Below are 24,959 nucleotides of genomic sequence, written 5' to 3'. Positions count from 1 at the left end.
ACTCCTCAAAATAATGAGGAATAGCACTTTTATATGCGTACCTTACTTCAGTTGTAATCACTTCTTGTTAATGGAATGCTCCAACATTTCAGTCTACTCTCGTACCGTCACATTTAATTTGTGTGATCTGGTTTCCCCTGAAGAATTACGAAGTACAGCTTCATACTCGTAGATTCCAGGTACTCTTCCAGAGATTGAGGTAACCGCAGACTGTGTACCAGGCGAATGAGATTGCAGCGATTGTGTGTCAATCGATACACCATTTTCGTAAAGTTCGTATTCGGTTGCGTTTGTTCCCCACCACAGATTCATGGTGACATTATAGTTGCCGTCACCGTCCCAGTTGTCGTTCGACAGAACGGCTTGCCCCGGGGAAGCATCCGTGACGATGACTGTTAGTGGAACACTCATGGTTGAACCCAGTGCATTGATCAATTCTCCAGTATAGATATAGGTGCCATTTTTCTTTCCAGTAATATCAACTTGAACAGATTGGGCGGACGGGGATTGATCGACCAGAGAAATTTCTTTAATCAATTCACCGTTCTCATACAGTTTGAACTGATTGCCGTTATTACCCCACCATAGATTCATCGTGATTGTGTAGTCGCCGTCTTTGAGCCCCGTGTCGTAACCATTATTATCAGATAACACCGGAGTGCCAGGGGCACCGTTTGCTAGTGGCGTTGTCTGATGGAGCCATTCCTCCCACTTAATCAGCACACTTGCCTGCTCATCCGTAAATACGGTTCCTCTAACTGCTTGAACGTCATTACCGTAGGATGCAAGCAATTGACGCGCTTTTGCTCCTTCACGATCGTTTGCTGCCTGTTTGGCCTGCTGTAACGTGTTTGTAAGCTGATCAGCAAGAACACCAGCATTAGGATCGGTCGATTCATCGGCAAAGGCGTTGGTCAGATTAATCAGGCTGTCGAATGTAGCAATAACGCCAAAACTATATTCTACCGTCTGTTCCCAGCCAGCCAAATCCGAGACCGTTGCCGTAACCTCGTTCAGGCCGGGTTCCAGTGTATACGCAGGAGTGTCGAGAAGCACACCCTCCGGTTCTGCCACACCGGATACCGAATCGGAAGCTGTATAACCAATTTCCACCTGCTGATCAATGGTGTATTCGGTTTGACCATGAATCTCAATGGTTGGAGGTACGAGATCAATGGATATGGACAAAGACTGTTCGCTCTCTTTGTTACCGTCAACATCGACGCTCCAGTAGCTGATGGTATGTGTTCCTTCTTCAGTTAGAGTCAATTGTGTGCCACTCACCGTTTCGCCACCATTAATTTGATAATAGGTCCCTTCAATTTCGGAATCTTCATCGCTTGCTGTGAAGGTTACTTGGACTGGAGAAGTATACCAGCCGTTCTGCAATTCTCCTTCCACAGTTGCCGTAGTATGCGGGGCCTTCTGCTCCGGAGATTCTCCTTCCAACGTAACAAAATCAGATAAAGGTATATTCAATTCCTTCACAAGGCGTGCTACGAGTTCAGACACCTTGATTGCACCGTTCATTTGCAAATGTGTATTGTCTTCCGTTGTGCCTACCCACATGAATATCGATTTGGTTCCTTCTGTGCCAAGCTCCTGGAAATGCTCCCAACTGGCTTGGTTCAGATCGATGATAAGCGTTTCCGTTTCCTGCGCCGTTTCTTTCATCGCCTGTACGTATTCCGGGAAGCTTTTGTTCAGCACCTCTCCGGTAAAATCACGACGGTTCACTGGTGTGACCAGAACCGGAATCGCACCTCTCTGCAGAGCACCGTTAATGTATTCTTTCAGATATACCTTAAATTGCTCTGGTGTAAGATAACGCTCTGGACGTGAAGGTGTGGAATCGTTATGAGACCACTGCATGAATAGATAATCGCCTTCTTGAATGTCGAGTAAAATATCGTTGAGATATCCACCGACCAGGAAGGTCTTACTACTCAAACCTCCAACTGCCCGGTTATCAATACTGACTTCATTTGGATCAAAATATTCACCCAACGTTTCTCCCCAGCCCGCTTGCGGACGATAGTTTTCCGCGTAATTGGCCACCGTGGAATCGCTGGCCAAATAAATAACTGGTTTATCGCTTGCACTGTGATCTGGCAGTCGCTCCAGCTTCAGCGCATTGATCTTCGGTGCATTTCCGGTAAAGTTGAAGTTAAAGACCCCATCAATCAGGGCAACGTCATACGTGATTTCTTTGAATTCGCCCTTGGCAATGCTTGTAAGCGCCAGCTTTGTCATTTGCTCTACAACCACATTTGCGCTGGTTGATTCCTCCGCATCCCCGATGGTCATCGTTACCCGGTAATTCGCCGGCTCCATTTCCGCCAGGAAAGAGGTACCGTTTACTCGTGTGAAATCTTTCTTGAGCAAATCTCCGGTTCCCCGGTTCTCATCTTTGGTCAGCGCAGTATCAGCAAAGCCGTACCCATTGCCTTCAATGTACGCTCTTTTGGCATCTACCTTGATGTATCCGTCGGCTGCGCCGCCAGAACCAAAGTCAAATTTGTATTCACTTATCTCTTCGTTTGGTTCACTTGTCAATGAATCCTTCGCAACAGTTAACATGTTAAACGTATGGTCAACTTTAGCCTGCGTGGCTTCCGTATTGAATATAGCTTCCGCAGCTGCCAAAGCCCGGTTCACCACGGCCTTCGATGCATCTGTATAATCCGACAGATTCAGTGCTTTGATCTCATCGTACAGAGCGATTAAGGCCGTCTGATCGCCACTCTCCGAAGAGAGCTGAGTGCCTTCAATCCGCACGTTGTCGATCTGGGTAGTCCAGTTCAACGTGCCTCCACCGCCTTTTCTCGTTCCCAGGAACCGCATGGATCTGACGTTGTCCGCATATGCGGCGGAACTCAGCGAGATATCTGCAATCGTTTGGGTAACTATCGGATCGGCTAGGTTCGTTAATGTCAGATCCAATGTTTTTTCGGCAAAATTAACGGTTGCATCCACATTGACCCACTGGTTCTTGGAAATATCTGTAGCCGTTCCCCCTTCGGGTATGGCTGTATCCCCTGTGCCGTAGTCTGGGTTATATGCACCGACAAAATAATGAATTTTGGTGCTTCCGGTTTTGGTATGCAGCGTGAACAGGGCATTTTCGTTTGAATCCTGTATTGTGAGATGACCTTCTGATGGATAGGCACTCACATTACCGGACTGCCAGTCAAAGTTCACGTTCACCTGATCGCCGTTTACGGCATCGAACAGACGGAATACCTTGGCCCGATTGCCCGATCCGGAACCCGCGACGGACAGTACCTTATTTCCGGACTGGTCAACAACGGTTCCCGTCATGGTTCCTGCAATACCCGTGGCATTGACCATCGCATATTGGTAGTTGGCAGCGTCGCCTTCAAAATCCTCCTCATATAGCTGGGCTTCCGGCTCTGGCTCTGGCTCGGAAATATCCGGGTCGATGACCAGTGATGAAATGCTCAGCTCCATGTCTTTGACTGCACCAGCAACGAGTCCGGCAATTTTCTGTGCACCATAGCTGCTGAAATGCGTATTATCGTTGATCCCATTCGGGTATTTTGGATATTCACCCGGATTAGCATATAGGAACACTTTTTCCGTAGCTGTATTACCAATTTTGTCGTAGTAAGCAATACTCAACTTGCTGAGATCAATCAGCGGCACGTCCTGCTCTTCCGCCACTTCTTTGGCAGCTTGAACATATGCCGGGAAGCTGACGTTGAATTCCTGAGTCACTGTATTAAAATCTCTGCGCCCAACCGGAGTGAGCAATACCGGTGTAGCGCCCCGCTGTTTGGCACCGTTTACATAACGAGTTAAGTAGATCTTATAATCCTCAGGGGATGCATACCGGTCCGGTATCCCTGCACTCGCGTCGTTATGACCAAAGGAAATGAAGAAGAAGTCCCCCGGCTTAATTCGTTGCAGGATCGTATCGAGACGACCGTCTACCATGAATGATTTGCTGCTTCGGCCGCCGATCGCATCGTTCACGACGACAGCCCCATTGGAGAAATAACGTCCGAACTGTTGGCCCCATCCTTCTTGAGGAGCCTGCGCTTCACTGTAAGATTGCATGGTTGAATCACCAGCCATATAGATCGTTGTTGCCGCACCAGCCGCTTTCTCTGGATATTTCTCGATGATGACGTCTTGGATGTCTATGGCTGTACCCGTGAAGAGAAGATCGAGCTGTCCATCCACCACAGCAATATCATAGGAATACTCCAGTGGTGTCCCTGCTGTCACATTGGTTACGGCGAGCTTCTGGACGAATTCGGATTTGACTCCAACGTTCGAGTCATTTGCATCATTGCCCAATCGCAACATCACCTTATAGTTCGCATTGGGCAGATCAACGGCAAATGTCGTGCCCGCCGCGACCGAGACCTGATTTGCCCCTACCGTAACATCACTTGTATCCTTGAAGCCGTATCCCGGATCTTGTGCGTAGAGCGTATCCTGTATGTTCGTACTTCCTGACGCAGTCTCTGTACCGAAATTAAAGCGGTAGACCGGCTCCAGCATTTCAGCTTCGCGGGTCAGAGTCAGATCGGCTTTAGGGAATGCTGTAGCTTCCGCTCCAAGATAAAAGCCGGTATGAGGCGGCTGGTTGTAGGCTACATTTTGCCAGGCTACGCCAAGTCGATACACAGGGTCCTGCATCAGCGTAGGGATGCGATAGTCTGAAGGAATGGTCGTTGTGTAGAGACGATACTCCGAACTATCTTCGCTCCGTAGCAGAAGCTCCTCACGCCAGTCACCCAGAATGTCCGCCTGAAGTGCCGGATTGCCTTTGGTATGGTTGTTCGTTAACGTACCGGTCGCCCGGAAGATTTCATTCAGCTTTTTGTTTTGGTAATCCCACTTATAGATGAGTGGAATACCTTTGGCTGTGCTATTATCCCACTCATGGTCCAACAGCTCCCGCTGAAGATCTCCATCCCACCAGATGGCGAAATTGGCGGTTTTGGGCCCTTCGTCCACAGTGTAGATAGCCTCTCCTGCTGCAGAATAGGTATTGGTTACAGGTACACTTTGCCCGTTGGTAACGGTCGTGGCCCATGATTCGTAACCTGGATAGTTCGGATCAATGTCCGCCGACATCCCGCGACCGGTGTCAAAACCTGTTTTCTCACCCCAGAGGATTTCACCTGTTGCCGCATCGCGCATCTCCAGACCGTATGCCGCATCAGAATGCTCATGCACGCTTACGACCTGATAGCCCTCCCGGTTCGGATCGAGCTGGCCGGCGTGCATGGCGTCACCGTGGCCGAGTCCGGTGCTGTACAGCAAGCTGCCGTCATCATCAATGGCCAAGGCGCCAAACATAATTTCGTCCTTGCCGTCCTTGTCGACATCCAGCACACTTAGATTATGGTTGCCCTGTGATTGATATTGTGATCCTGCTTCGTTTGTGTCGAACGTCCAGCGTTTGACGAGTTCCCCGCCAACATAATCATAAGCAACAAGCACTGTGCGGGTATAATAACCCCGGCTCATCACGACACTTGGCTTCGTACCGTCCAGATAAGCGATGGCGCCAAGGAAACGGTCTACACGGTTGCCATAGCCGTCACCCCAATCACTGACGTTGCCTCTTGGAGGATCATAGTTCACGGTAGATACAGCCGCGCCAGTCTCACCGTTAAACAGCGTGAGATATTCTGGACCTGAGAGTATGTATCCGCCGTCGTTGCGATAATCCTTCGTGCCGTCACCAATGACCGTGCCTTGGCCGTCCTTTGTGCCGTCCGCCGTCTTGACAACAACCTCAGCCTTTCCGTTGCCATCGAGGTCATACACCATTAACTGCGTATAATGCGCTCCGGCGCGGATGTTGACTCCCAGGTCAATCCTCCACAGCTTGGTGCCATCCAGTTTGATGGCATCGATATAGACATTCCCCGTATAACCCGCCTGCGAATTGTCCTTGGAATTGCTTGGACTCCACAGGAAGACAATTTCATACTCGCCATCCCCGTCCAAGTCAGCTACGGAAGCATCTCCAGCATAATAGGAGTACGTTCCGCCATCCTTAGTCCGACCATCGGCCGGTTTATCGAGCGGAATAGGTAGATAATCGTTATGCCAGACCGATACAACTTCCGGTTGCATTTGCTCTTTGCCTGCAATAACGGTGGAGATCTGATATTGCGAACTGTCGAAACCAGTGGTGTCCACATAGTTGGTCACATCGCTTATGGGCGATGCGTTCACTTTGGTTCCGTTTTTATATATATTAAAAGCGATATCATCTGGATCGTTGTTTAAATACCTCCAGCTTAAAAAAACGCCGTTGTCTACAAGAACCGCAACCAATCCCCGGTTAAGATACTCTGCTTGGCGACCCGGCAGGCTGCTTGATGACTCTGCACGTATCGGCGCCGGAGGAACAGCCAGTGAAATAACCATAAGGAGTGCTAAAAAAGATACAAACATCGATTTTTGGATGGAAACAGTTCTTCGGATCATTCGATTAACTCCCCCTTATCTAAAAATTCATTTTTAGAATCATCAGTTCGATCCTGCCCAGCTTGTTGTCATATGAACACAATTTACAGCCACCTCCTCTTTATGTTACCGCTTACATTTATCTTACAGGTCTAAAAAAAGACAGACAATCTAAAAAATGTGACGTATTATATAAGATAATTGACTTTTTTAGGAAGGAGATGAAACGATGGTTCATACGGTTTCTTATGCTTTTCGTAATGACGATACATCAATCATGACACTGGACTCTATTGGATGGCAGATCGTTTCTAGCGAGGAATATCGTTGTCCAAGTGATGATAGACCGGACCCGGGGCATGTCGTTTTTCAATACACACTTAATGGCCAGGGTTATCTGGATATTGACAATCAAACGCTCCCTTTACCGAAGGGACATGCCCTACTTGTCAAAATTGCAGGAGAACATTGCTATTACTATAAACAAGAGAACAACGAACCATGGGAATTTATATGGATCAACATTCGCGGGGATGAAGCTAACCGAATTTGGGATATGATGCATGATAATGAGGGACATGTCATTCGACGAAACGCGGACTCTCCCTTGATTCAAGAGTTATGGCAAATTATCCATTTGATTCATCAAGAGAAGGTTACGGACAAGTATCGCTTGTCCATGCAAATCTATCGGTGGTTGCTTATCCTGGTACAGACGAGTCGGGATGCGGAGAAGGATATCGGTGCCCTATCCATAACAACGATTGAGAAATGTAAAAAGTTCATCCGAGAGAATTATGCATCTCCATTGACGTTGGATCTTCTAGCCAGCCATTGCGATATCAATAAACACTACTTGTGCAGGTTATTTCAGAAATCCGAGAAAACATCACCGCTAGCCTATCTTAAAGACAGACGCATTGAGGTTGCAATCCGACTACTCCGCACAACGGAACTTCCGATTTCTCAGATTGGTCAACAATGCGGGTTTGAGAGTCCCAGCTATTTCGGCAAAGTTTTTCGGCAATATATGTCCATGTCGCCCAAAGAATATCGCTTGAATAAGTTAGAGTTTCCTTATGAGGCCATCTATTATGAATAGCTAAAATCGCTGTTTGCTAGTTGTCCTTGAATTGGGAACTGCTCTTATACCAATACAATATAAAAAAAGCCGCTAGAATAGCGACTTTTAATGGAACTATGTTCTTTGTGTGCTTCGATAATTGCTACACTTATTGAGCGGTGTATCCTCCGTCTATGATCAAGCTATTTCCTGTCATATATGAAGAATCGTCGCTAGCCAGGAACAGAACGGCTTTTGCCATCTCATCTGCTTGACCCAGACGTTTCATTGGTGTTGCCGCTGAAAGTGCTTGTTTGCTCTCTTCCGGGATAATCGGTGTATCGATAAAGCCTGGGCAAAGGGAGTTCACCCGAATATTCTGCTCAGCATACTCCAGCGCGAGCGAACGAGTCAGGTTCACAACGCCGCCTTTAGCTGCATTGTAGGCTGCAGAGCCAGGTGAACCAACCCATCCGTACATGGAAGCCGTGTTGACGATTGTACCTCCACCAATTTTGAGCATTTCGCGAATCGCTTCACGTGCAACCAAGAATACGCCGTCCAGATCAACATTGACTGTATTGCGCCATTCGGCATAATCAAGCTCATGCGTGGGATGAACACGTCCGATTCCCGCATTGTTGAATACGATATCGACTTGACCAAATGCTTCTACGGTTTGTTTGAAAATCTCAGAAACCTCTTCTTCACTTGTTATGTTTGCTTTAATAAAGAGAGCCTCTGCTTTAAGCGCTTTCAGTTCCTGCTCAAACGCCTTACCTTTTTCTTCATTTAGATCCACCAAGACCACTTTAGCTCCTTCGGAAACGAATAAGCGAGCTGTCGCTGCGCCAATCCCGGATGCTCCTCCTGTGATGACTGCAACTTTATCTTGAAGTTTGCCCATGAATAAATCCCCCAGTATAATATTTTGAATAGCGCCTATATAAATAGTGCTATATGATGTTTACAAAACTAATTCTATGCTTAAAATTGTAACAATCCAATCATTAAGATGTGACCAAGTGTCTACCTCGTAGACACTTTATAAAACTATGTCTATATTTATAGGAGTTTTTTTGAATGAATAATGAACTTATTGTGACATCTCAACATCGTAATCGAACCAAGGAGCACCTAAAAACTGCTCTGATTCAGCTCATTAAGAAAAAAGGATTCCATGGTGTTTCTGTCAAAGACATCGTTGATCAGGCGGGTTATAATCGTAGCACGTTTTATTTACACTACCAGGATAAATATATTCTCGCCGAAGAGTTGTTGAGTATGACACTCGAAGGATTGAGGGGCGCAGTAGGCAAACCTTATTGGCACGGTCAAAAGGTTTCAACAAACAAGCTGGATGCCGAATCTTTTCAAATCGTGGATTATATCTACGAGCACCGTGATTTCTTCGAACTGATTCAATACGATGATACGTTACCCGGTCTACATACAGGCTTTCCGCAAACCATACTCAAAATCTATCAGGAGCAATTTGTCTTTGAGACGATCAACAACTCCCCAGTTAATATGGACTATTTCAAGTACTATACCGCCTACGGTTTTTTTGGACTATTAAATAATTGGATATTAAGCGGATATCGTGAATCACGTGAGGCATTTATCAAAAACGTGATTGATCTCACCAAAACGCATATTCACTCTTTTCATTATGTCGGTAACACGTTTGAATCTTGATCTCAAGTAAGTTGATTTGTGAACATCACGATGAACGATATGTCTGCTTTAGATAACAGGCTAGTTGCAGATGGAGCAGATGCTCCTGATTACTCAGGGACATGCCCAGACACCAACAGGACGCAAAATCACAAGGGGATTTAAAGCATAAATAAAAACGGGCATGTCATTTACACGAGAGGAATGAAATCCTCAAGATAAATGCATGCCTAAGTGAAAATTAATTAGATACAAGCCCAAGCGGTAAACGGACTATGTCCTTTTCTCTAGACCATTGAACATAGACTACTCTATATAAATTAAATCATTATAATACGGGTCCCATTCTCCAGTTACAAATCTAGCAATGACTGCTTTTTCTAAACTAACAGGTGACCAAGATTCCAGTTCGGAGGCAACTTCAATCTGTGAAGCACTGGGAGTTTCAGTCACAATATCACCCTTATGATCTACCAATGTATATCCATCTTCAGTTTCCTCTTTGTACATGGGAAATGTCATCCTAGGTATTGGAGCATTACCAATCACTTTCCAGATACCATCTTCAATCCTGGAGTTTACAGTCTGTATTAAGAAAATGATTGGTTTAGTAGTGATCTCACTTACTGTTGGGTGTTCCATTGATATCAAATCAAATACAATCATACAATCTGATATTCTTCCTTCAGAAACAACTTGTCCATAACAATTCCAATCCTGATTTAGTTTTATTGAGAAGACATCTCCTATCTTCACCGAAACTCTTTTTTTCATTATTTTATCCTTTACTATTTCTTTTTTATTCGACCTATTCTTCTAAGTGGAATTTTTAACAGCGTATTAATATTTCAGGGTTGCAGAGTGCCTTTCAGTACCTGTTTTATTAATTAAAGCAACTTCAAAATCAGATACCCATGTAAGTTCACCTAGATGTTCAGCATAGGCAAATTCATCTGGTTGTTCTGATATGACCTTCTCTACAAGTACTTGCGTACCATCACGTTGTAAAATAGATAGGAATATATCCATGCTATCTACATTATGATGACATATGACTCTAGCATTGTACTTCTTATTAGGGCTCTTTACGTCTTTTTTCCAAGTCCATTCATTTACATAATCTAACTGCTCTATTTGCAAAGCTATCTCCCTAAATGGATCAATATCCCAATTATTACGTAGAGCAAGTTTCTCTATGCCTTCCATTAGCAGGCGAAGCGTAGCCTTTTTTTTCTCCAACTCATTTTTTTCACTAAAGTCATTCAAACTAAATTGGATCGGTACCGAACACACACCAGAATCGTTAACAATACGTTCATCCGTAATGTTTTCTACACACTCTATTAGGACTTTCCAACAATCTTTCGTTTTGTATTTCCCCAACAGACGTTCATACATCGCTGTAATACAGCGGGTTTCCAAACTAAAAGAGCGTCTTTTCCATTTCCAATTCAACGCATAATCTAATTTTGTTGCTTCGTTGTACTCACATTTTTGTTTTTTTATTATAGATTCAATATTTTCATCATCTACAATATACGGTAAATCCAAATTGAATCCTTTTAGATACATCTGGTTCTCTCCTTAGATTACTCCCGATGGTTAGTGCATTATTAACTTCTATCCAAACTTGAAGCCCAATTTTTGAAGCAATTAAGCATCTCTTCTAAATTTTTTGCTCCCCCTGCACTGTGAAACACTCCATCTCTCACGATACAGTAGAACCAATCTTCTTCATTTCTCTCTTCTTCAATCGAATCAAATGGCACATCTTCTAAATAGGTATCCGTCAAATCGATTTCGACAGACCAACCAGGATTATCCACCGTATCAATTCGCACACCGTATAAATGCTCCCAATCACCGTCACAGTTTTCATAATACCAGCTTTGAATCCATTTTAGGATATCCATCATCGTGACCTCTTTTTTTGTTTTTTCTACTCTAGGGAATTATTATTTAAAGGAATTCTCATGCCATATTGCATACTTTTTTCGTATGAATTACCTTTTAGTAATAATTTGCTTTTTTTACGTAGGGTATACTTAAAAGCAAGGGGAAAACTTTATTTCAAATCAAGGAGGTCATTATGAAAAAAATAATATTGTTTATCTTCATTAGTATGATTATACTTTCGGGCTGTTCTAACAAGGATGAGAAAGAGAATTATCCAGTTTTCGAGGGCACTGTAGTATTTAAAACAGATGAAAATGACAAGTACAAATTTCTTGTTCTTCAAAATGTAAGTAAGGAAGACCTGGAGAATGGAAATCTTGAGGATTTTATAGAATTAGCACAAGACCAGGAAGGTTCGTATTATTTGGTCAATAGAGAAACATATGAAACAATTGAGGTAGGGCAAAGAGTAAGAATTACTACTGGCTTTGACCAACTAGAACCCTCGCCACCCATTAGAACCGTTGTGAGTATTGAAAAAATAGGCTGAGAATTCTTCGATTGTTTAAAACGATAAAAAGACCTTAACGTTTCAAAGCAAACGTAAGGTCTTTTATCATTTTGTTTTCAAGAGTTCGGAGTTAAATCTCGTACGGATAAATCCGACCGGCCTCTCCTCTCATTAGCCCTCCCGAAATTCATTCAAATCAATGCTAAGGCTTTTAAGGTTTTTTAATCATCTCTACGCCGTCAAAGGTAAGGCTCTCCATTTCCGTTTCCAATACACCAGCTACATGCTTTGTTTCTTTATATTTAAAGTAATCAAAATCGGCATGTTTTCGGGTTCCACCTAGATCCTGCACACAAAGACCGATATAGGTTCCCGTAAACCGGATATACTCTGGAGATTCATCGGACAGATGTGTGATATCAACCCACTCGCCTGCTGTATTCCAGGATGAATCAGTATTTAACGCATAATAAAAGCTGGCGCGATCTTGATCCACCACAACCTTTAAACGGAGCGTGCTCACCAACTCTAGCGGAATATCCTCCAACAGTTCGTCGTATACCCCGTATTTGGACTGAATGATCCCCAGGCAGAGCCCTTTCTCCTCATGATAAGTTACACGTAAGTAGAGATAGTCCTGGGTATCGTAGTACAAAATCAATCCGGCCATTTGCTGTGGATGGTCCGGCGCAAATTCCAGACACGTCTCGGCTTCACACTTCAAGGCCTGAAGTCTCCGTGCGATCATGCTTTGCCTGTGCGTTGAACTCATCGACTCCATGCCGTGCAATCGTATGTAACCGGGACGTTCCGTCAAGCTGAGCCAAGTCGAGTCGGGTGGAATGCGAAGTGTATTCCAATCATGCCGAAGCTCAAAGTGATCAAAGTCATCCATTTCAGCAATCGGCTCAAACGGATGGGACTGGATCATCGGTGCAGGCACCTGAACCTCCGGATATCGGTCACCGCTCGCAAGTCTCAGCCAGCCGTCCTCACTCCACGTACATGGCTGAAGTGCGGTCTCACGTCCAAGAATGCAATATTTGTGCTGAACGGGTCGTCCGACCAGATGAGCCATGTACCATTCGCCGGTATGCGTTTCGACCAGACTACCGTGGCCTGCCTTTTGCAGAGCTAAATCCGGTCTGTCGTATGAAGTGAGGATCGGATTGGCAGGATCGACCTCATAAGGACCTTGTAACGTACGGGAACGTGCTGAGGTAACCGCATGCTCATAACCGGTTCCACCTTCAGCCGTAATGAGATAATAATAGTCCTTGTGTTTATACAGGTGGGGTGCTTCGGTCAGGCCTAATTCTGTTCCCTTAAATATGTTCATGGCCGGTCCGATCAGCCTATGTTCCTGGACGGAATATTCCTGAAGAACGATGCCTGCAAACCGATTTTTGCCCTTACGGTGATCCCATATCATATTGACCAGCCACTTACGCCCGTCTTCATCATGAAACAGGGAAGGATCAAAACCGCTGCTGTTCAGATAAACCGGCTCGGACCAAGGTCCCTCGATATCCGTTGCTGTCACAAGGTAATTATGGGTATCTTTAAAAGCGCCTACCCGGCTTTTGACATCGGTGTAGATCAGGTAAAACACACCGTTGTTGTAACTAAGACAGGGTGCCCATACGCCTCCGGAATTAATGTTGCCCTCCATGTTCAACTGCGTTACACGAGTCAGCGGAGAAGCGATGGGCCGCCAATGAACCAGATCCCGGGAATGGTGAATTCGTACACCAGGGAACCATTCAAAGGTGGAAGTGGCGATATAATAATCCTCCCCTGCTCGGCAGATGGACGGATCGGGATGGAAACCGGGCAGGATGGGATTGGTGATCATTTTCTTGATCTTATTCATGGAAGAAACCTCCGGTATGAAAGTAATGATCTGTACAACAGCAGATTCACGAAAGGTAGATATCAGTACCAGCCTAGCGCTTTTTTGCCGGCTTCCAGGGCAGTTATGATCCGCTCGACATCATATACATTCCCTCTCCAAGTCCCACCGCTGACCGATTGCAATGCAGCCCAGAGCTTTGTATCATCCGGCAAAGCCTCATCAGGCCTCATATCTGGATGAAAGGGCCTTTGTGCCAGGATGAGAGCACCTTCCTCCGGTGAAAACTCCAATTCGCCTTCTCCGACAAAGTTAATGCTACCCTCCAGCGTGTTACGATCAACCGCGATGTCAATCAGGTCTTCGTTCCGCAGCTTGCCAATCGGTCCGCCTGCCAGCGCTTCGGGGCCAACATGACCAATACATGCTCCGGTGGAAACACCGGAGAACCGGGCATCCGTAATCAGTGACACGTATTTGCCAAAAGGCAAATGTTTAAGCGCAGATGTAAGCTGGTACGTCTCCTCCATTCCAGTTCCCGATGGACCTCGCCCGAGAAGCACAACAACGTCGCCAGCCAGAATACCTCCGGTCTTAATCGCATGGATCGCCTCACGTTCAGTGGTAAAAACCTTTGCTCTGCCACGATGACGATATACGCCATGTTCATCCAATACAGCAGGATCAATAGAGGTGGATTTGATGACTGAACCTTCCGGAGCGATATTCCCGGTTGGAAATGTTACGGTCGATGAGATTCCAAGCCGCTGAGCGTGTTCTACACTCATGATGACACTGTCTGGATCGATGCCGTCCTGCTCTTTTAACTGCTTCCGCATGAGATGACGGCGTTCCGACGATTCCCACCAGTCCAGTACCTGACCCAATGAAGTACCTGTAACCGTTGGTACAGACTCATCCAACAGACCAAGCTGTCTGAGGTGTAGCATGACCTCCGGTACACCTCCTGCCTGAAAGACACGTATGGTCGGATAAAAGATCGGTCCGTTTGGTAGGGCGCTAACCAGCCTTGGAACATTTTTGTTGACCTGTATCCAGTCCTGTACCGCGGGTATGGTTAAACCGGCGGCATGGGCAATCGCCGGTATGTGAAGAAGCAGATTGGTCGATCCGCCAAACGCGGCATGAACGGTCATCGCATTGCGAATGGATGCATCGGTGACAATGTCTGCCATCCGCATCCCCTGTGACTCCATATGGATGAGTGCACGTGACGATTGGCGCGCCATTTCAAACCAGATGGGCTGCCCGGAAGGTGCAAGCGCGGCATGAGGCACTGTCATACCCAGTGCCTCTGCTACAACCTGGGCCGTAGCCGCGGTACCTAGAAACTGACAGCCTCCTCCCGGTGTAGCACAAGCTCGACATCCTAAATCCGAAGCCATTTCCAGAGAAAGTTCCCCGTTGACGTACCGTGCACCGATGGTCTGAATTTTACCGGCATCCTCTCCATCGGTAGGTGGAAGTGTGACGCCACCGGGAACGATTACACCAGGCAATTGCGGCATGCCGGCAAGTGCGAGCATCATCGCTGGAAGACCTTTGTCACAAGTGGCGACACCAAGCACGCCTTTACGAGTTGGCAGCGAGCGAATCAGTCTGCGAAATACCATAGCGGCATCGTTCCGGTACGGAAGCGAGTCAAACATGCCGGTCGTCCCCTGTGATCTGCCGTCACACGGATCGCTGACATATCCAGCAAACGGGATTCCTCCCCGGCTTGACAGTTCTTCTGCGGCAGCCTTCATCAGCAGGCCGACCTCCCAGTGGCCCGTATGGTAACCGAGTGCTGCCGGGCTGCCGTCTTCATTGCGTATGCCACCTTGTGTACTCAAGATCAGAAATTGTTTTCCGTTCAATTCCCCGGGCTTCCAGCCCATTCCAACATTCTGGGACATGCCGAACAAGTCGCCGCTTGGAGCATTCCGCAGCAAATCATCCGTTAAAGGCAGACGTCCGGCAGCCCCTGGAGCATGTGCTATGATATCGAAGCAGTTGGACGCGGTCTCTCCCATAATCGACGTAATCTGTTCGTACATGATAGCCTCCCACAGTTTATGACTTCACAAAGACCGTTTTGATGGCCGTGAAAAACTCGATAGCCGCTTGCCCCTGTTCTCTGGAGTGTGAACTTGACATCTTCATTCCGCCAAACGGAGCCTGCAGCTCTACGCCGGCTGTTTCTGCATTAATTCTGACCAGTCCTGCATCCATGTCCCGGATGAAAGACAACATGGCTCCGACGTTCTGTGTATAGATGGAAGCACTCAAGCCATAATCGCTATCATTAGCCGCTTCGATCGCTTCCTCCAGGGAATCTACCGCAATCAAGGCCAGAACCGGGCCAAAGATTTCTTCCCGGGCGAGGGACATATGGGATTCGACCCCTTCAAATACGGTCGGCTGCACATAGAATCCCTCTTCCAGTCCCGGACCGTCCCCTCTTTTTCCGCCAGTGAGCAGAACGGCACCTTCATCTTGGCCTTTTTGAATATAACTCAGCACGGTATTGAGCTGTCCTTCGCTTGCACATGGACCCATCCAGCTTCCAGAAGACATGCCGTCACCCAGCCGAATTTCCTGGATTTGCGAGAGCAGCTTTTCTTTGAAGGCATCGTATACTTTTCGTTCAATAATGACCTTGCTGGTGGCCGTACATTTTTGCCCGGTCGATTTCAACCCACCGCTGATCGTGGCTTCCACAGCCAAATCCAGGTCAGCGTCAGCCGCGATAATAATCGGGTTTTTCCCACCCATTTCAAGTTGATACTTGGCCCCACGTGCCAGTGCTGCGCCGCCGACCCGTTTGCCCACTTCATTGGAACCTGTGAACGTTATTCCGCCCACATCCGGATGCTCAGCAAGTGCAGATCCGATCACTGAGCCTCTGCCGCATACCAGATTAAGAACGCCTGCCGGAATGCCCGCCTCTTCAAAACACTCCATTACTTTAGCCGCAGTGACCGCAGTTTCCTGAGCAGGCTTCAACACAACCGTATTGCCGTAAATCAAGGCCGGAGCCGTTTTCCAAATCGGAATGGCTACTGGGAAATTCCAAGGAGCAATAACCCCAACAACGCCAAGGGGTACGCGAGTCGTAAACATCAGTGCTTCGCTGTCCGTTGATGGAATGACATCCCCAGTTTTTCGCATGCCTTCTCCGGCGTAATACCTTAAGATTGCTACACCGCGCAGTGTCTCTCCTTTAGCTTCTGGGAGTGTTTTGCCCATTTCCCTGGTCATCGCCTCTGCAACTTCATCGGCCCGGCGTTCCAGCACATTGGCTGCTTGAAATAGATAGTTTCCGCGTTCCGCACCCGATAACCTCCGCCAATCTTTTGCTGCTTCCTTCGCCGCTGCAACAGCCCGGTTCAGATCCTCTACGCCTGAGGTGGGTACGTAGCCAACTACCTCCTTCCGATTCGCCGGGTTGATGCTCGGTTCGGTTTCACCGGATGTCGCCTTCACCCATTCTCCGTTAATGTAATTGCTGTATGTCTGCTCTACCTGAAATGTCGTCATTGCATTCATCCTCCTTGTACATTAGTTTGAAATGACTGGATTAATAAGTGTCCCGATATCGCTAATGGATATTTCAATGCGGTCCCCTGGTGCAAGTGTAAAATCATTAGGGGGCACAATGCTTGTGCCTGTTAATAACACCGTACCGTCAAAGAGATTGTTATCTCTGGCCAGAAAAGAGACCAGCTCATCGAGTTTTCGGTTTAACTCACTTGTGCTTGCCTCGCTTTTGACAACTATTTCACCTTCGCGATATATTTCGCAGACGATGCTGAACGCATATGGATTCTGCACCGTTTCCGCTAGACGAATGGCTGGCCCTATCGAGCAGGAATTGCGCCACATTTTTGCTTGCGGTAGATATAGCGGATTCTCCCCTTCAATATCGCGGCAACTCATGTCATTGCCAACGATGTATCCCACAATGCTGCCATCCCCGGCAAGCACCAACCCCAGCTCCGGCTCAGGGATCTGCCAATTGGAATCGCTGCGAAGTGTGACAGCCTCATTGGGCCCGACGGTGCGGGCTGCTGTAGATTTAAAAAAGATCTCCGGTCTTTCGGCATCGTAAACTTTATCGTAAAAGGTCTTTGCATCTAGCTTGCCTTCCGTTGCTTCATAATTTCGCGCTTCCCGGCTACGCTGATAAGTCACACCCGCCGCCCATACTTCCGGAGCTTCCAATGGAGTGATTAGATGTAAGGAAGTCCAATCGTCAGTTAACTTGTTTAATGGTTTAAAAGCGCTTTCAACAAGTTGAACTGGAGAAATCCCCTGCTTTCTTGCTTGATGGATCAAAGTCATAAAATCTGCTTGTGGCAAACGATACGCTTGTTCATCATCCGTAACGGCTGCCAGCCACTTCTGTTGTCCGTCCAGAAATCGAATAATTCTCATTCAAGCTTGCCTCCATTTTTCCCCATCGGGTTGATAATACTACCATAGCACCCGCTATGGTTCATGACGATGTTCTAATCACTCCGACGATTTACCCTTTTCACGCATTTTTTTCTGTTAAGATGAGGTTAGATCCATTAAACTAAAGATAATTTACGAGGACAATCCGATGACAGGATGTTGGTATATAGAATAGTACAAGGGGGTTGGTTTGCTGTGACCAAGCTTTCGGATGCTGTGTATTTAGGTCGTCTACCCGATGTTCGCATGTCTTTTCAATTATTGGGGCTGCATGCAAGAAAGGTAGATTCCAGCTGGACTTATCCGTCTCATGAACATTCAATGTATGAAGTGCACTGGATGATGGACGGGCAGATGAACATGGTTGTCAACGGGCAGTCTTATCGTCAGTCGGTTGGTGACCTTCTGTTCATCCGGCCTGGTATGACCCACTCTTGCACCGGAGCCGGACCGGAGGGGTTCACTTATTTTTCTGTGCATTTCAGCATACACGATACATCCTTTTGCAGAGAACTTAACCGTTGCAAAGACATCTATTATCCGGCAAATTCAAATTTGGCTCTGGGGCTTTCCCCTTCCCTGTCTACCTTGTATGGTCTGGCCACAGAGCATTTGTCTAGCTCGCTAACTTCCTCCAAACAAATGAAGGTACATGCCGCCGTGTTTGAACTGCTCGGTTCCCTGGTCGGTCAGTTATCTCAGCAAGCCTCCGTTACGTTGTCGAGAAAAGAAACCATTGCCCATCAGATTGCTGAGCACATTGAGGATTCGGTAAGATATATCCATCTTCACGGGGAAATTCAGGAGAGCGATCGAACCTGGATTCAGGACATCGCCAAGTCGCTGAGCATTAGCCCGTCACAGGTTAATCGTATTTTTCGGCAGGTATACGGCATCGCTCCGCGCAAGTTTCTATCCGAAACCCTTCTGAACGAAGCGCAGCGGCTGTTAAAGCAAACCGACCTGAACATAGATCATATTGCGATGATGCTGGGGTATAAGACCAATGCGCATTTTAGCCGCCAATTCAAGCGGTGGACAGGCATCGCGCCAAGCGAATATCGCAGCCATTCGCAGCAGGCTGGAGAAGCCAACGTTGCAGATGACTAAAAGTTTAATCATAAAAACCCCAAAATTGTCTGAGCCGCATAGGCTGATCGGTCAACAAAACAGCTACTGGATGACCAGCAGCTGCTTTGTTTTGTCTGGATTGCTCAGATCATGTGTTTGAGGATTACGCTAAAATAAATGATGCAAGGCTTGCACTTCCAGAACCTCTGTACGTAAAATACAAAGCTTGTATACCATCCGGAATGGTCATCTCGACTGAATAGGGTTTCCAATGATTGGTGAAATGTACCGGGATTGTACCCAGGACATGACCGTCCCATGCGGTTTTGACCTCAAATACCCCGTGACAATATCCCCGTACCTTGATCGAGACCTGGCGAATTCCTCGGCAATCAAAGTATTTAAAACCTGCCGTTGCGGATTCAACCATATTGGCGATATATCCGACTTCTTCATCACCGTCTCTACCATCCTGGGTGATCTTTGGAAAGCGGCTGTCCAGCCAGGCTCCTGCCCCGAAACCTCCAGTGTACTTCTGATCATCTTTGGTCAAAAGAATACATGCAAGATATGCGGGGTACTCGCCTTTTCCTTCAAGCGGTCTCCCACCCGCACCAGAGGAGGTCATTTCCACCTGAGGAATGCTGCCGTCCTCTTCAAAAGATATCTTCTCAATACAGCCCTGTCGGTTGAATGCGTCCCCATTGGTATGACGGTGATAGAAGACATACCAGTCTCCGTTGATCTCCACAATGCTGCCATGGTTATTGCCTCCATAATACATGGGTTTGTCAGCAGGTTTGTAGGAGTCGATATGGAGATCACAGTTGCTTACGATGACGCCCTGATATGTAAATCCTTTATTTGGAAATCGACTGGTGGCATAACATAATTCATGCATAACGATGGAGGAATACACCAGATAGTAGGTATCACCTCTCTTCCGGATGGAAGGCGCCTCAAAAAATTCATGGCCCTCATAACCGCTGCCCTCACTGTAAGGCTCGCTCGGTGCTACGAATATGGGTTCTTCCACAATCGTCAGCATATCCGGACCTAGCATCGTGGCCATCGCGCCATGTCTTGATTGGTCTCCGGCCGCACAGAAGCCGGTATACAGATAAGTGTGCTGTCCTTCAGTCATCACGCCGGGATCGAACTGGGGCTCGTCCCCTTCTCTTTCGCCCAGACGAGTGCCGTCGTCATATTGTACATAACCATAGAATTCATATTTACCGGCAGGTGCATCACATACAGCCACCGAAACAACGGGTACCTTATCCAGCACATAATACAGATAATACCGCCCATCGGGACCCAGCGTAACATCTGGCGCATACAAGCACATATGGCCATTCGGATTCAACGGGTCATCTGTTTTTCGGTAGATCACCCCTTCATTTCTCCAATTCCCAAGGTCATTCACGGGTGCAGACCAGCATACATAATCGTTCAGACAGAAAGCATGTCCGTTAAAACGGTCATGTGAACCATACACATACACTCTTTCATTGAATACATAAGGCTCACTATCAGGTACGTACTCCCAGGATGGAAGATATGGGTTGAACCCCTGCTTGTTCATTCCAGCTACACTCCTCATATAATTGTAATAGTACATTCGTTCTATGAAATAAAGATAACTCTCGTATAATAGAAAATAGCTTAAGTAGAGTATGGGTTATTCTTTTTTACAACCTAAAGATAAAGGGGAAGAACCATGACATCTATTTTTTACGTTGAATGTGACGCGGTACATCAGAATCATTTTGTTTTTGATATCCCTGAAGGACATGATGCCTGGTTATTAGTCATTACACAGACCCCTGCCCAGTTTTGGGTTGATGGACAACTTAAGGAATACCCGGCTCATTGTGCTGTACTTTTCAAACCGTATCAAAAAATATATTATCGGGCTTGTTCAGAGCGCTATATAAATGATTGGATTCGTTTTGAAAGTGATGAACCGTTTGTAACCGATACCTCCCTTCCGCCAGGCACACCTTTCCCGCTGGATGATCCGGAATACTGTCATAAGCTGTTCCAATTGCTTGTTGCAGAGCATTCTTTTCAGAACGATTACCGGGAATCATCCATCAATTGCCTGTTGCGAACCTTGTTCAATAAATTGCTTGAGTCTTGTGTCCAAGAGGATATTAGTCCTCAGCACTATCCTCTGTTGAAGCTTCGAACGGCAATTCATAACGATCCCAGCCATCCTTGGACCATATCGGAAATGGCGAAGATCATAAACGTCAGCCCGGGGTACCTGCAGTTGATGTACAAGAAATCGTTTGGCCTCTCGTGTATGGAGGATGTTATTCATAGCAGAATACGTTTGGCCAAAGAATATCTCAGACATCATTTGTATACGGTTGCAGAGATTGCCGATCGATGCGGTTACCGTAATGTCGAGCATTTTTGCAGGCAGTTCAAACAAATGACCGGTTCCTCGCCTAAACAGTTTCATAAACGACGTGAAGGTGTCCCGGCTGACTTAACAGAGTTGGGATATAAATCTCACTTTTAAGGGGGATGTACTTAGATCAATGGAAAAATTCCCACTCTGTCCAATGGGCGTTTACACATACTTTAGCCATTTAATCGGTATAAACGTCATCGAGGTTGTTAGCGTTCTCTGCTGTCATTTTAAGTTAAGGTTTTAGACTGTATGATGCAATGACATATTCTCAAGCATGATTGATCAATTATCATATTGTGATACCTTATAATGACATACATTGGAAAGACCAAATCCAAGAGTCTTCCTGATTGGAATCCTGGAGCTTAACCCCATTTCGAACTTTTCGGATTATTTATCTATACTTATATCTCCAAACAAAAGAAGTCACTAATTTAGTGACTTCTTCTGACATAAAGTTTCCTATTATAAATATTCTTTAACTTAAAAGGTTCTGATTCATCAATCCTTAATTAAGGGTTCTATTGGGATGAAGAGCACGAGCCATTGCATCCATATAACCCTTAACAGTACGTTGACTCACTTCTGTTTCTGGAGCAAGAATTTCGAAAAGGTGGAAGCAACCTGGATAGAGGTGAAATTCTACATCCACACCTGCTTGTGCTAATCGTGCCACATACTCCATCGTCTCGTCTCGGAATAGATCGAGCTGACCTACACAAGTATAGGCTGGTGGCAATCCGGCCAAGCTCTCTGCTCTCGAAGGTATTGCATAAGAAGAACTTCCACTGATATCGTTCTCCTCACCAAGGTACATATTCCAAGCAGCCACGTTGTCCGTTCGGTTCCAGATTGAACCCTCTTCTGTAATCTCATGACTAGATGGCGTGATGTTACGATTATCTAACATCGGATACAATGGCATTTGGAAGATAATAGACGGACCTCCTTTATCACGTGCCATCAGCGCGAGTGCTGCTGTCAGTCCTCCGCCACCGCTAGCACCGGCAATCGCAACCCGATTCACATCAATGCCAAGCATTGCTGCTTCCTCCGTCATCCATACCAATCCAGCATAACAATCTTCAATCCCCGCAGGATAAGGGTGCTCAGGAGCGAGCCTATAATCGACTGATACGACAATACATTCTGCTGTCTGAACAAAACGTTCGCACAATTTGTCGTCCATATCTGGATGTCCTAACACGTACCCACCCCCATGAATCCATAACATGGCTGGTAGTAAATCATTCGTCCGTTCGGCTGGTTCATAAATTTTGACCAGCAACTCACCTCCATCCCTCGGAATTTTCCGGCTAGTTGTGTTTACATGCTCTGATTTTTTCACCGATGCAGCCGATACTAAGTTTCTGCTCCACTCTAAATTTTTCTCCAATTCAAACCCTGGAAATTGTGAATATACCTCTCTTAATTCTGGTAATATACGTGTCTCAATACTCATGATAATTCCTCCAAATATAATAATGAATTCGTTCATTTATGTTTTTTAGTTAATCCTTATCTATCTCATTTCAGCTTCCCACTTGGAAATTTCCTCTCGTACTCGCGGTGCAACCTCTTTACCGAGCAGTTCTATAGCCTGCATTACCAACTCATGTGGCATCGTGCTTAAGGGAACATACATCATGAAACGTGTAATTCCTACATGCTTGCGCAGATGAATAATTTTTTGAGCAACTGTTTCCGGATCCCCTACATACAACGCACCATCAGAGCTGCGGGCAGCGTCATAGCTGGAACGATCGTAATATGCCCACCCCCGCTCTTTGCCGAGTTTATTCATGCCGTACTGAGTGGACGGGAAAAAGAGTTCTGCGGCTTTTTCCGTATCTTCTGCAACAAATCCGATAGAATGTGAACCTACCCGAAGCTGTGATACATCATGACCAGCATGAGTTGCCGCCTTTTTATACAGTTCTACAAGTGGCGCAAATTTCGTTGGATTTCCACCGATAATTGCCAGAACTAGTGGCAGACCTAGAATTCCAGCACGTATGGCAGACTCCTGAGTACCTCCGCTACCAATCCATACAGGTATAGAATTCTGAACAGGCCGCGGGTATACCCCCAGATTATGTATCCCTGGTCGATGGCCTCCACTCCAAGTTACTTTCTCGGATTCCCGTAATTTAAGAAGCAGTTCAATGTTTTCATTAAATAAATCCTCGTAGTCATGCAGGTTATAACCAAACAGTGGAAAGGACTCAATGAAGGAACCTCGACCCGCTATAATCTCGGCACGTCCATTGGAGAGACCGTCAAGCGTGGCAAAATCCTGAAACACACGGACAGGATCTGCTGAAGATAGGACCGTCACAGCACTTGTCAATCGAATCCGTTTTGTGAGGGGCGCCGCAGCGGACAACACCATTGCTGGTGAAGATGCGGCATAATCATCACGATGATGCTCACCTATGCCAAACACATCAAGTCCTACCTGATCTGCAAGGACGATTTCTTCCACGACTTCTCGCAATCGCTGAGCGTGACTCATCACAACTCCGGTCTTAGTATCAGGCTTTGTTTCTACGAATGAAGTAACACCTATTTCCATAATTAATCTCTCCTTATATTTTTCTTTCCTTAAGAGGAATGCTCAAGACAACGGATTAAAGCCGTCCAATCCAACTCACCATAACCATGGGTAATTCCATCAGAGAGGTGTTGATGAATAAGCTGACCTAAAGGTAGTGGAGCTTGAACTGACTTGGCTGCCTCGATAGCTAATGCAACATCCTTTAACCCGAGCTTCATTTTAAAACCGGCTGGTTCAAAGCGCTGTTCAGTCATGATCGAGCCATAGTTCTGATATACCGGAGATTGAAAAAGAGCATTCACAACATCCATATATCGGGACGGCTTAATGCCGTGCTTTTCAACCATGAGCTGCGCTTCCGACAAAGCTTCCAGCATTGAAGCAATTAGAAAGTTAACGCCTATTTTGACAATGTTACCTTCTTCGCCATGATCCCCAATCTCAAATATCTCTTGACTTAGTGCTGTTAACATGGGAAGTACTCGTTGTCTTGCATGTTCCGGACCAGCTAAAATAATGCGCAATGTAGCTGCTTTAGCCGCATCCGGGCGCCCCATTACGGTGGCAGACACAAAGTGCTGGTGTCTCTCTACATGCAAAGCGGATAATTTCCGAGCCAGATCTACGCTGATCGTACTGGCAGATACGTGAATTCCATTTTCAGATAATCCGTTCAGAACTCCTTTTGGTCCCTCAACAATCTCTCTCAAAGCAGCATCATCAGATAACATGGTAATTACAAGATTACTTTCTTTCGCTGCCTCTAGTGGTGTTTGGACATACCGTGCTCCCTGTTTTATTAATGGTTCAACTTTTTCAGGGGTCCGATTAAAGATGACTACTTCATAACCCGCTTTCAAAAGGTTTTGTGCCATTGGAAGCCCCATATTTCCAAGTCCAATAAACGATACCTTCATTGGTTGCATCTCCTTACTGTTGATGGAATGTTTCGATAACGGAATGAATGTTCCAGAATGATTAAAAAAATTATGG

General features: G+C 46.2%; 18 protein-coding genes. 5 read left to right on the top strand and 13 right to left on the bottom strand.

The annotated features are described in order from the left end of the window. Positions 1 to 93: 93 nt before the first annotated feature. Positions 94 to 6,477 carry a GDSL-type esterase/lipase family protein gene (locus tag MKY01_RS16255; RefSeq protein ID WP_339282603.1) on the bottom strand — a complete coding sequence of 2,128 codons (6,384 nt, stop codon included), beginning with the start codon at positions 6,475 to 6,477 and terminating at the stop codon, positions 94 to 96. A gap of 208 nt (positions 6,478 to 6,685) precedes the next feature. Between MKY01_RS16255 and MKY01_RS16250 the strand changes: the two genes are divergently transcribed. Further along, positions 6,686 to 7,558, top strand: coding sequence for an AraC family transcriptional regulator (locus tag MKY01_RS16250; protein WP_036671442.1), 873 nt, complete (start codon positions 6,686 to 6,688; stop codon positions 7,556 to 7,558). Between the two features lie 130 nt (positions 7,559 to 7,688). Here the strand turns inward: MKY01_RS16250 and MKY01_RS16245 are convergent, their stop codons facing one another. After that, entirely contained in the window at positions 7,689 to 8,426 is a 738-nt protein-coding gene (locus MKY01_RS16245; RefSeq protein WP_047843148.1) for an SDR family NAD(P)-dependent oxidoreductase, read from the bottom strand. A 176-nt stretch (positions 8,427 to 8,602) separates the two neighbouring features. Between MKY01_RS16245 and MKY01_RS16240 the strand changes: the two genes are divergently transcribed. Beyond that, a complete protein-coding gene (locus MKY01_RS16240; RefSeq protein WP_047843147.1) occupies positions 8,603 to 9,217 on the top strand; it encodes a TetR/AcrR family transcriptional regulator in 615 nt (204 codons plus the stop codon). A gap of 285 nt (positions 9,218 to 9,502) precedes the next feature. Here MKY01_RS16240 and MKY01_RS16235 read toward each other — a convergent pair whose 3' ends face one another. The 3 genes from MKY01_RS16235 to MKY01_RS16225 all read right to left on the bottom strand — a co-directional run bounded on the left by MKY01_RS16235 (position 9,503) and on the right by MKY01_RS16225 (position 11,112). After that, on the bottom strand, positions 9,503 to 9,970 hold the full coding sequence (locus MKY01_RS16235; protein WP_047843146.1) for an Imm26 family immunity protein: 468 nt from the start codon (positions 9,968 to 9,970) through the stop codon (positions 9,503 to 9,505). Positions 9,971 to 10,036: 66 nt separating this feature from the next. Further along, positions 10,037 to 10,768: a hypothetical protein gene (locus MKY01_RS16230; protein WP_047843145.1), complete on the bottom strand. Its 732-nt coding sequence runs from the start codon at positions 10,766 to 10,768 to the stop codon at positions 10,037 to 10,039. Between the two features lie 41 nt (positions 10,769 to 10,809). Beyond that, positions 10,810 to 11,112, bottom strand: a complete 303-nt coding sequence (locus MKY01_RS16225; RefSeq protein ID WP_235431574.1) for an immunity 53 family protein — start codon at positions 11,110 to 11,112, stop codon at positions 10,810 to 10,812. A 173-nt stretch (positions 11,113 to 11,285) separates the two neighbouring features. On the opposite strand from MKY01_RS16225, the gene MKY01_RS16220 reads away from it, so the two are divergent. Continuing rightward, complete coding sequence (locus tag MKY01_RS16220) at positions 11,286 to 11,642, top strand: DUF3221 domain-containing protein (protein WP_127549420.1); 357 nt, start codon at positions 11,286 to 11,288, stop codon at positions 11,640 to 11,642. Between the two features lie 172 nt (positions 11,643 to 11,814). On the opposite strand, the gene MKY01_RS16215 is transcribed toward MKY01_RS16220, so the two are convergent. The 4 genes from MKY01_RS16215 to MKY01_RS16200 form a co-directional block, all read right to left on the bottom strand. Further along, positions 11,815 to 13,476 (bottom strand): glycoside hydrolase family 43 protein, encoded by a 1,662-nt coding sequence (locus MKY01_RS16215; RefSeq protein WP_339282600.1) that lies wholly within the window; start codon positions 13,474 to 13,476, stop codon positions 11,815 to 11,817. Between the two features lie 62 nt (positions 13,477 to 13,538). Beyond that, positions 13,539 to 15,515, bottom strand: a complete 1,977-nt coding sequence (locus MKY01_RS16210; RefSeq protein ID WP_339282599.1) for a YjhG/YagF family D-xylonate dehydratase — start codon at positions 15,513 to 15,515, stop codon at positions 13,539 to 13,541. 16 nt (positions 15,516 to 15,531) lie between these two features. Next, positions 15,532 to 16,998 (bottom strand): alpha-ketoglutaric semialdehyde dehydrogenase GucD, encoded by a 1,467-nt coding sequence (gene gucD, locus MKY01_RS16205; RefSeq protein WP_339282598.1) that lies wholly within the window; start codon positions 16,996 to 16,998, stop codon positions 15,532 to 15,534. 21 nt (positions 16,999 to 17,019) lie between these two features. After that, on the bottom strand, positions 17,020 to 17,895 hold the full coding sequence (locus MKY01_RS16200) for a fumarylacetoacetate hydrolase family protein (RefSeq protein WP_339282597.1): 876 nt from the start codon (positions 17,893 to 17,895) through the stop codon (positions 17,020 to 17,022). A gap of 216 nt (positions 17,896 to 18,111) precedes the next feature. Between MKY01_RS16200 and MKY01_RS16195 the strand changes: the two genes are divergently transcribed. Further along, a complete protein-coding gene (locus MKY01_RS16195) occupies positions 18,112 to 19,026 on the top strand; it encodes an AraC family transcriptional regulator (RefSeq protein ID WP_339187133.1) in 915 nt (304 codons plus the stop codon). A gap of 124 nt (positions 19,027 to 19,150) precedes the next feature. On the opposite strand, the gene MKY01_RS16190 is transcribed toward MKY01_RS16195, so the two are convergent. After that, on the bottom strand, positions 19,151 to 20,572 hold the full coding sequence (locus MKY01_RS16190) for a family 43 glycosylhydrolase (protein WP_339282596.1): 1,422 nt from the start codon (positions 20,570 to 20,572) through the stop codon (positions 19,151 to 19,153). 135 nt (positions 20,573 to 20,707) lie between these two features. Here MKY01_RS16190 and MKY01_RS16185 point away from each other — a divergent pair, with 135 nt between their 5' ends. Next, positions 20,708 to 21,517 (top strand): AraC family transcriptional regulator, encoded by an 810-nt coding sequence (locus MKY01_RS16185; RefSeq protein WP_036671408.1) that lies wholly within the window; start codon positions 20,708 to 20,710, stop codon positions 21,515 to 21,517. Positions 21,518 to 21,917: 400 nt separating this feature from the next. On the opposite strand, the gene MKY01_RS16180 is transcribed toward MKY01_RS16185, so the two are convergent. The 3 genes from MKY01_RS16180 to MKY01_RS16170 are packed head-to-tail and all read right to left on the bottom strand — an operon-like array spanning position 21,918 to position 24,907. Next, positions 21,918 to 22,871 (bottom strand): alpha/beta hydrolase, encoded by a 954-nt coding sequence (locus MKY01_RS16180; RefSeq protein WP_339282595.1) that lies wholly within the window; start codon positions 22,869 to 22,871, stop codon positions 21,918 to 21,920. A gap of 60 nt (positions 22,872 to 22,931) precedes the next feature. Beyond that, positions 22,932 to 23,984 carry an LLM class flavin-dependent oxidoreductase gene (locus MKY01_RS16175; protein ID WP_282321319.1) on the bottom strand — a complete coding sequence of 351 codons (1,053 nt, stop codon included), beginning with the start codon at positions 23,982 to 23,984 and terminating at the stop codon, positions 22,932 to 22,934. A 29-nt stretch (positions 23,985 to 24,013) separates the two neighbouring features. Next, complete coding sequence (locus tag MKY01_RS16170) at positions 24,014 to 24,907, bottom strand: NAD(P)-dependent oxidoreductase (RefSeq protein WP_339287186.1); 894 nt, start codon at positions 24,905 to 24,907, stop codon at positions 24,014 to 24,016. Positions 24,908 to 24,959: the final 52 nt, after the last annotated feature.

The organism is Paenibacillus sp. FSL R5-0486 (assembly GCF_037975155.1).
GTDB lineage: Bacteria > Bacillota > Bacilli > Paenibacillales > Paenibacillaceae > Paenibacillus > Paenibacillus amylolyticus.
Note: the sequence above shows the minus strand (reverse complement) of the source record. Positions and strands in the feature narration are given on the sequence as shown.

Coding starts and splice junctions, on each gene's coding strand:
- MKY01_RS16255 (WP_339282603.1), bottom strand. CDS start 6,477: ATGATCCGAAGAACTGTTTCCATCCAAAAATCGATGTTTGTATCTTTT.
- MKY01_RS16250 (WP_036671442.1), top strand. CDS start 6,686: ATGGTTCATACGGTTTCTTATGCTTTTCGTAATGACGATACATCAATC.
- MKY01_RS16245 (WP_047843148.1), bottom strand. CDS start 8,426: ATGGGCAAACTTCAAGATAAAGTTGCAGTCATCACAGGAGGAGCATCC.
- MKY01_RS16240 (WP_047843147.1), top strand. CDS start 8,603: ATGAATAATGAACTTATTGTGACATCTCAACATCGTAATCGAACCAAG.
- MKY01_RS16235 (WP_047843146.1), bottom strand. CDS start 9,970: ATGAAAAAAAGAGTTTCGGTGAAGATAGGAGATGTCTTCTCAATAAAA.
- MKY01_RS16230 (WP_047843145.1), bottom strand. CDS start 10,768: ATGTATCTAAAAGGATTCAATTTGGATTTACCGTATATTGTAGATGAT.
- MKY01_RS16225 (WP_235431574.1), bottom strand. CDS start 11,112: ATGATGGATATCCTAAAATGGATTCAAAGCTGGTATTATGAAAACTGT.
- MKY01_RS16220 (WP_127549420.1), top strand. CDS start 11,286: ATGAAAAAAATAATATTGTTTATCTTCATTAGTATGATTATACTTTCG.
- MKY01_RS16215 (WP_339282600.1), bottom strand. CDS start 13,476: ATGAATAAGATCAAGAAAATGATCACCAATCCCATCCTGCCCGGTTTC.
- MKY01_RS16210 (WP_339282599.1), bottom strand. CDS start 15,515: ATGTACGAACAGATTACGTCGATTATGGGAGAGACCGCGTCCAACTGC.
- gucD (WP_339282598.1), bottom strand. CDS start 16,998: ATGACGACATTTCAGGTAGAGCAGACATACAGCAATTACATTAACGGA.
- MKY01_RS16200 (WP_339282597.1), bottom strand. CDS start 17,895: ATGAGAATTATTCGATTTCTGGACGGACAACAGAAGTGGCTGGCAGCC.
- MKY01_RS16190 (WP_339282596.1), bottom strand. CDS start 20,572: ATGAACAAGCAGGGGTTCAACCCATATCTTCCATCCTGGGAGTACGTA.
- MKY01_RS16185 (WP_036671408.1), top strand. CDS start 20,708: ATGACATCTATTTTTTACGTTGAATGTGACGCGGTACATCAGAATCAT.
- MKY01_RS16180 (WP_339282595.1), bottom strand. CDS start 22,871: ATGAGTATTGAGACACGTATATTACCAGAATTAAGAGAGGTATATTCA.
- MKY01_RS16175 (WP_282321319.1), bottom strand. CDS start 23,984: ATGGAAATAGGTGTTACTTCATTCGTAGAAACAAAGCCTGATACTAAG.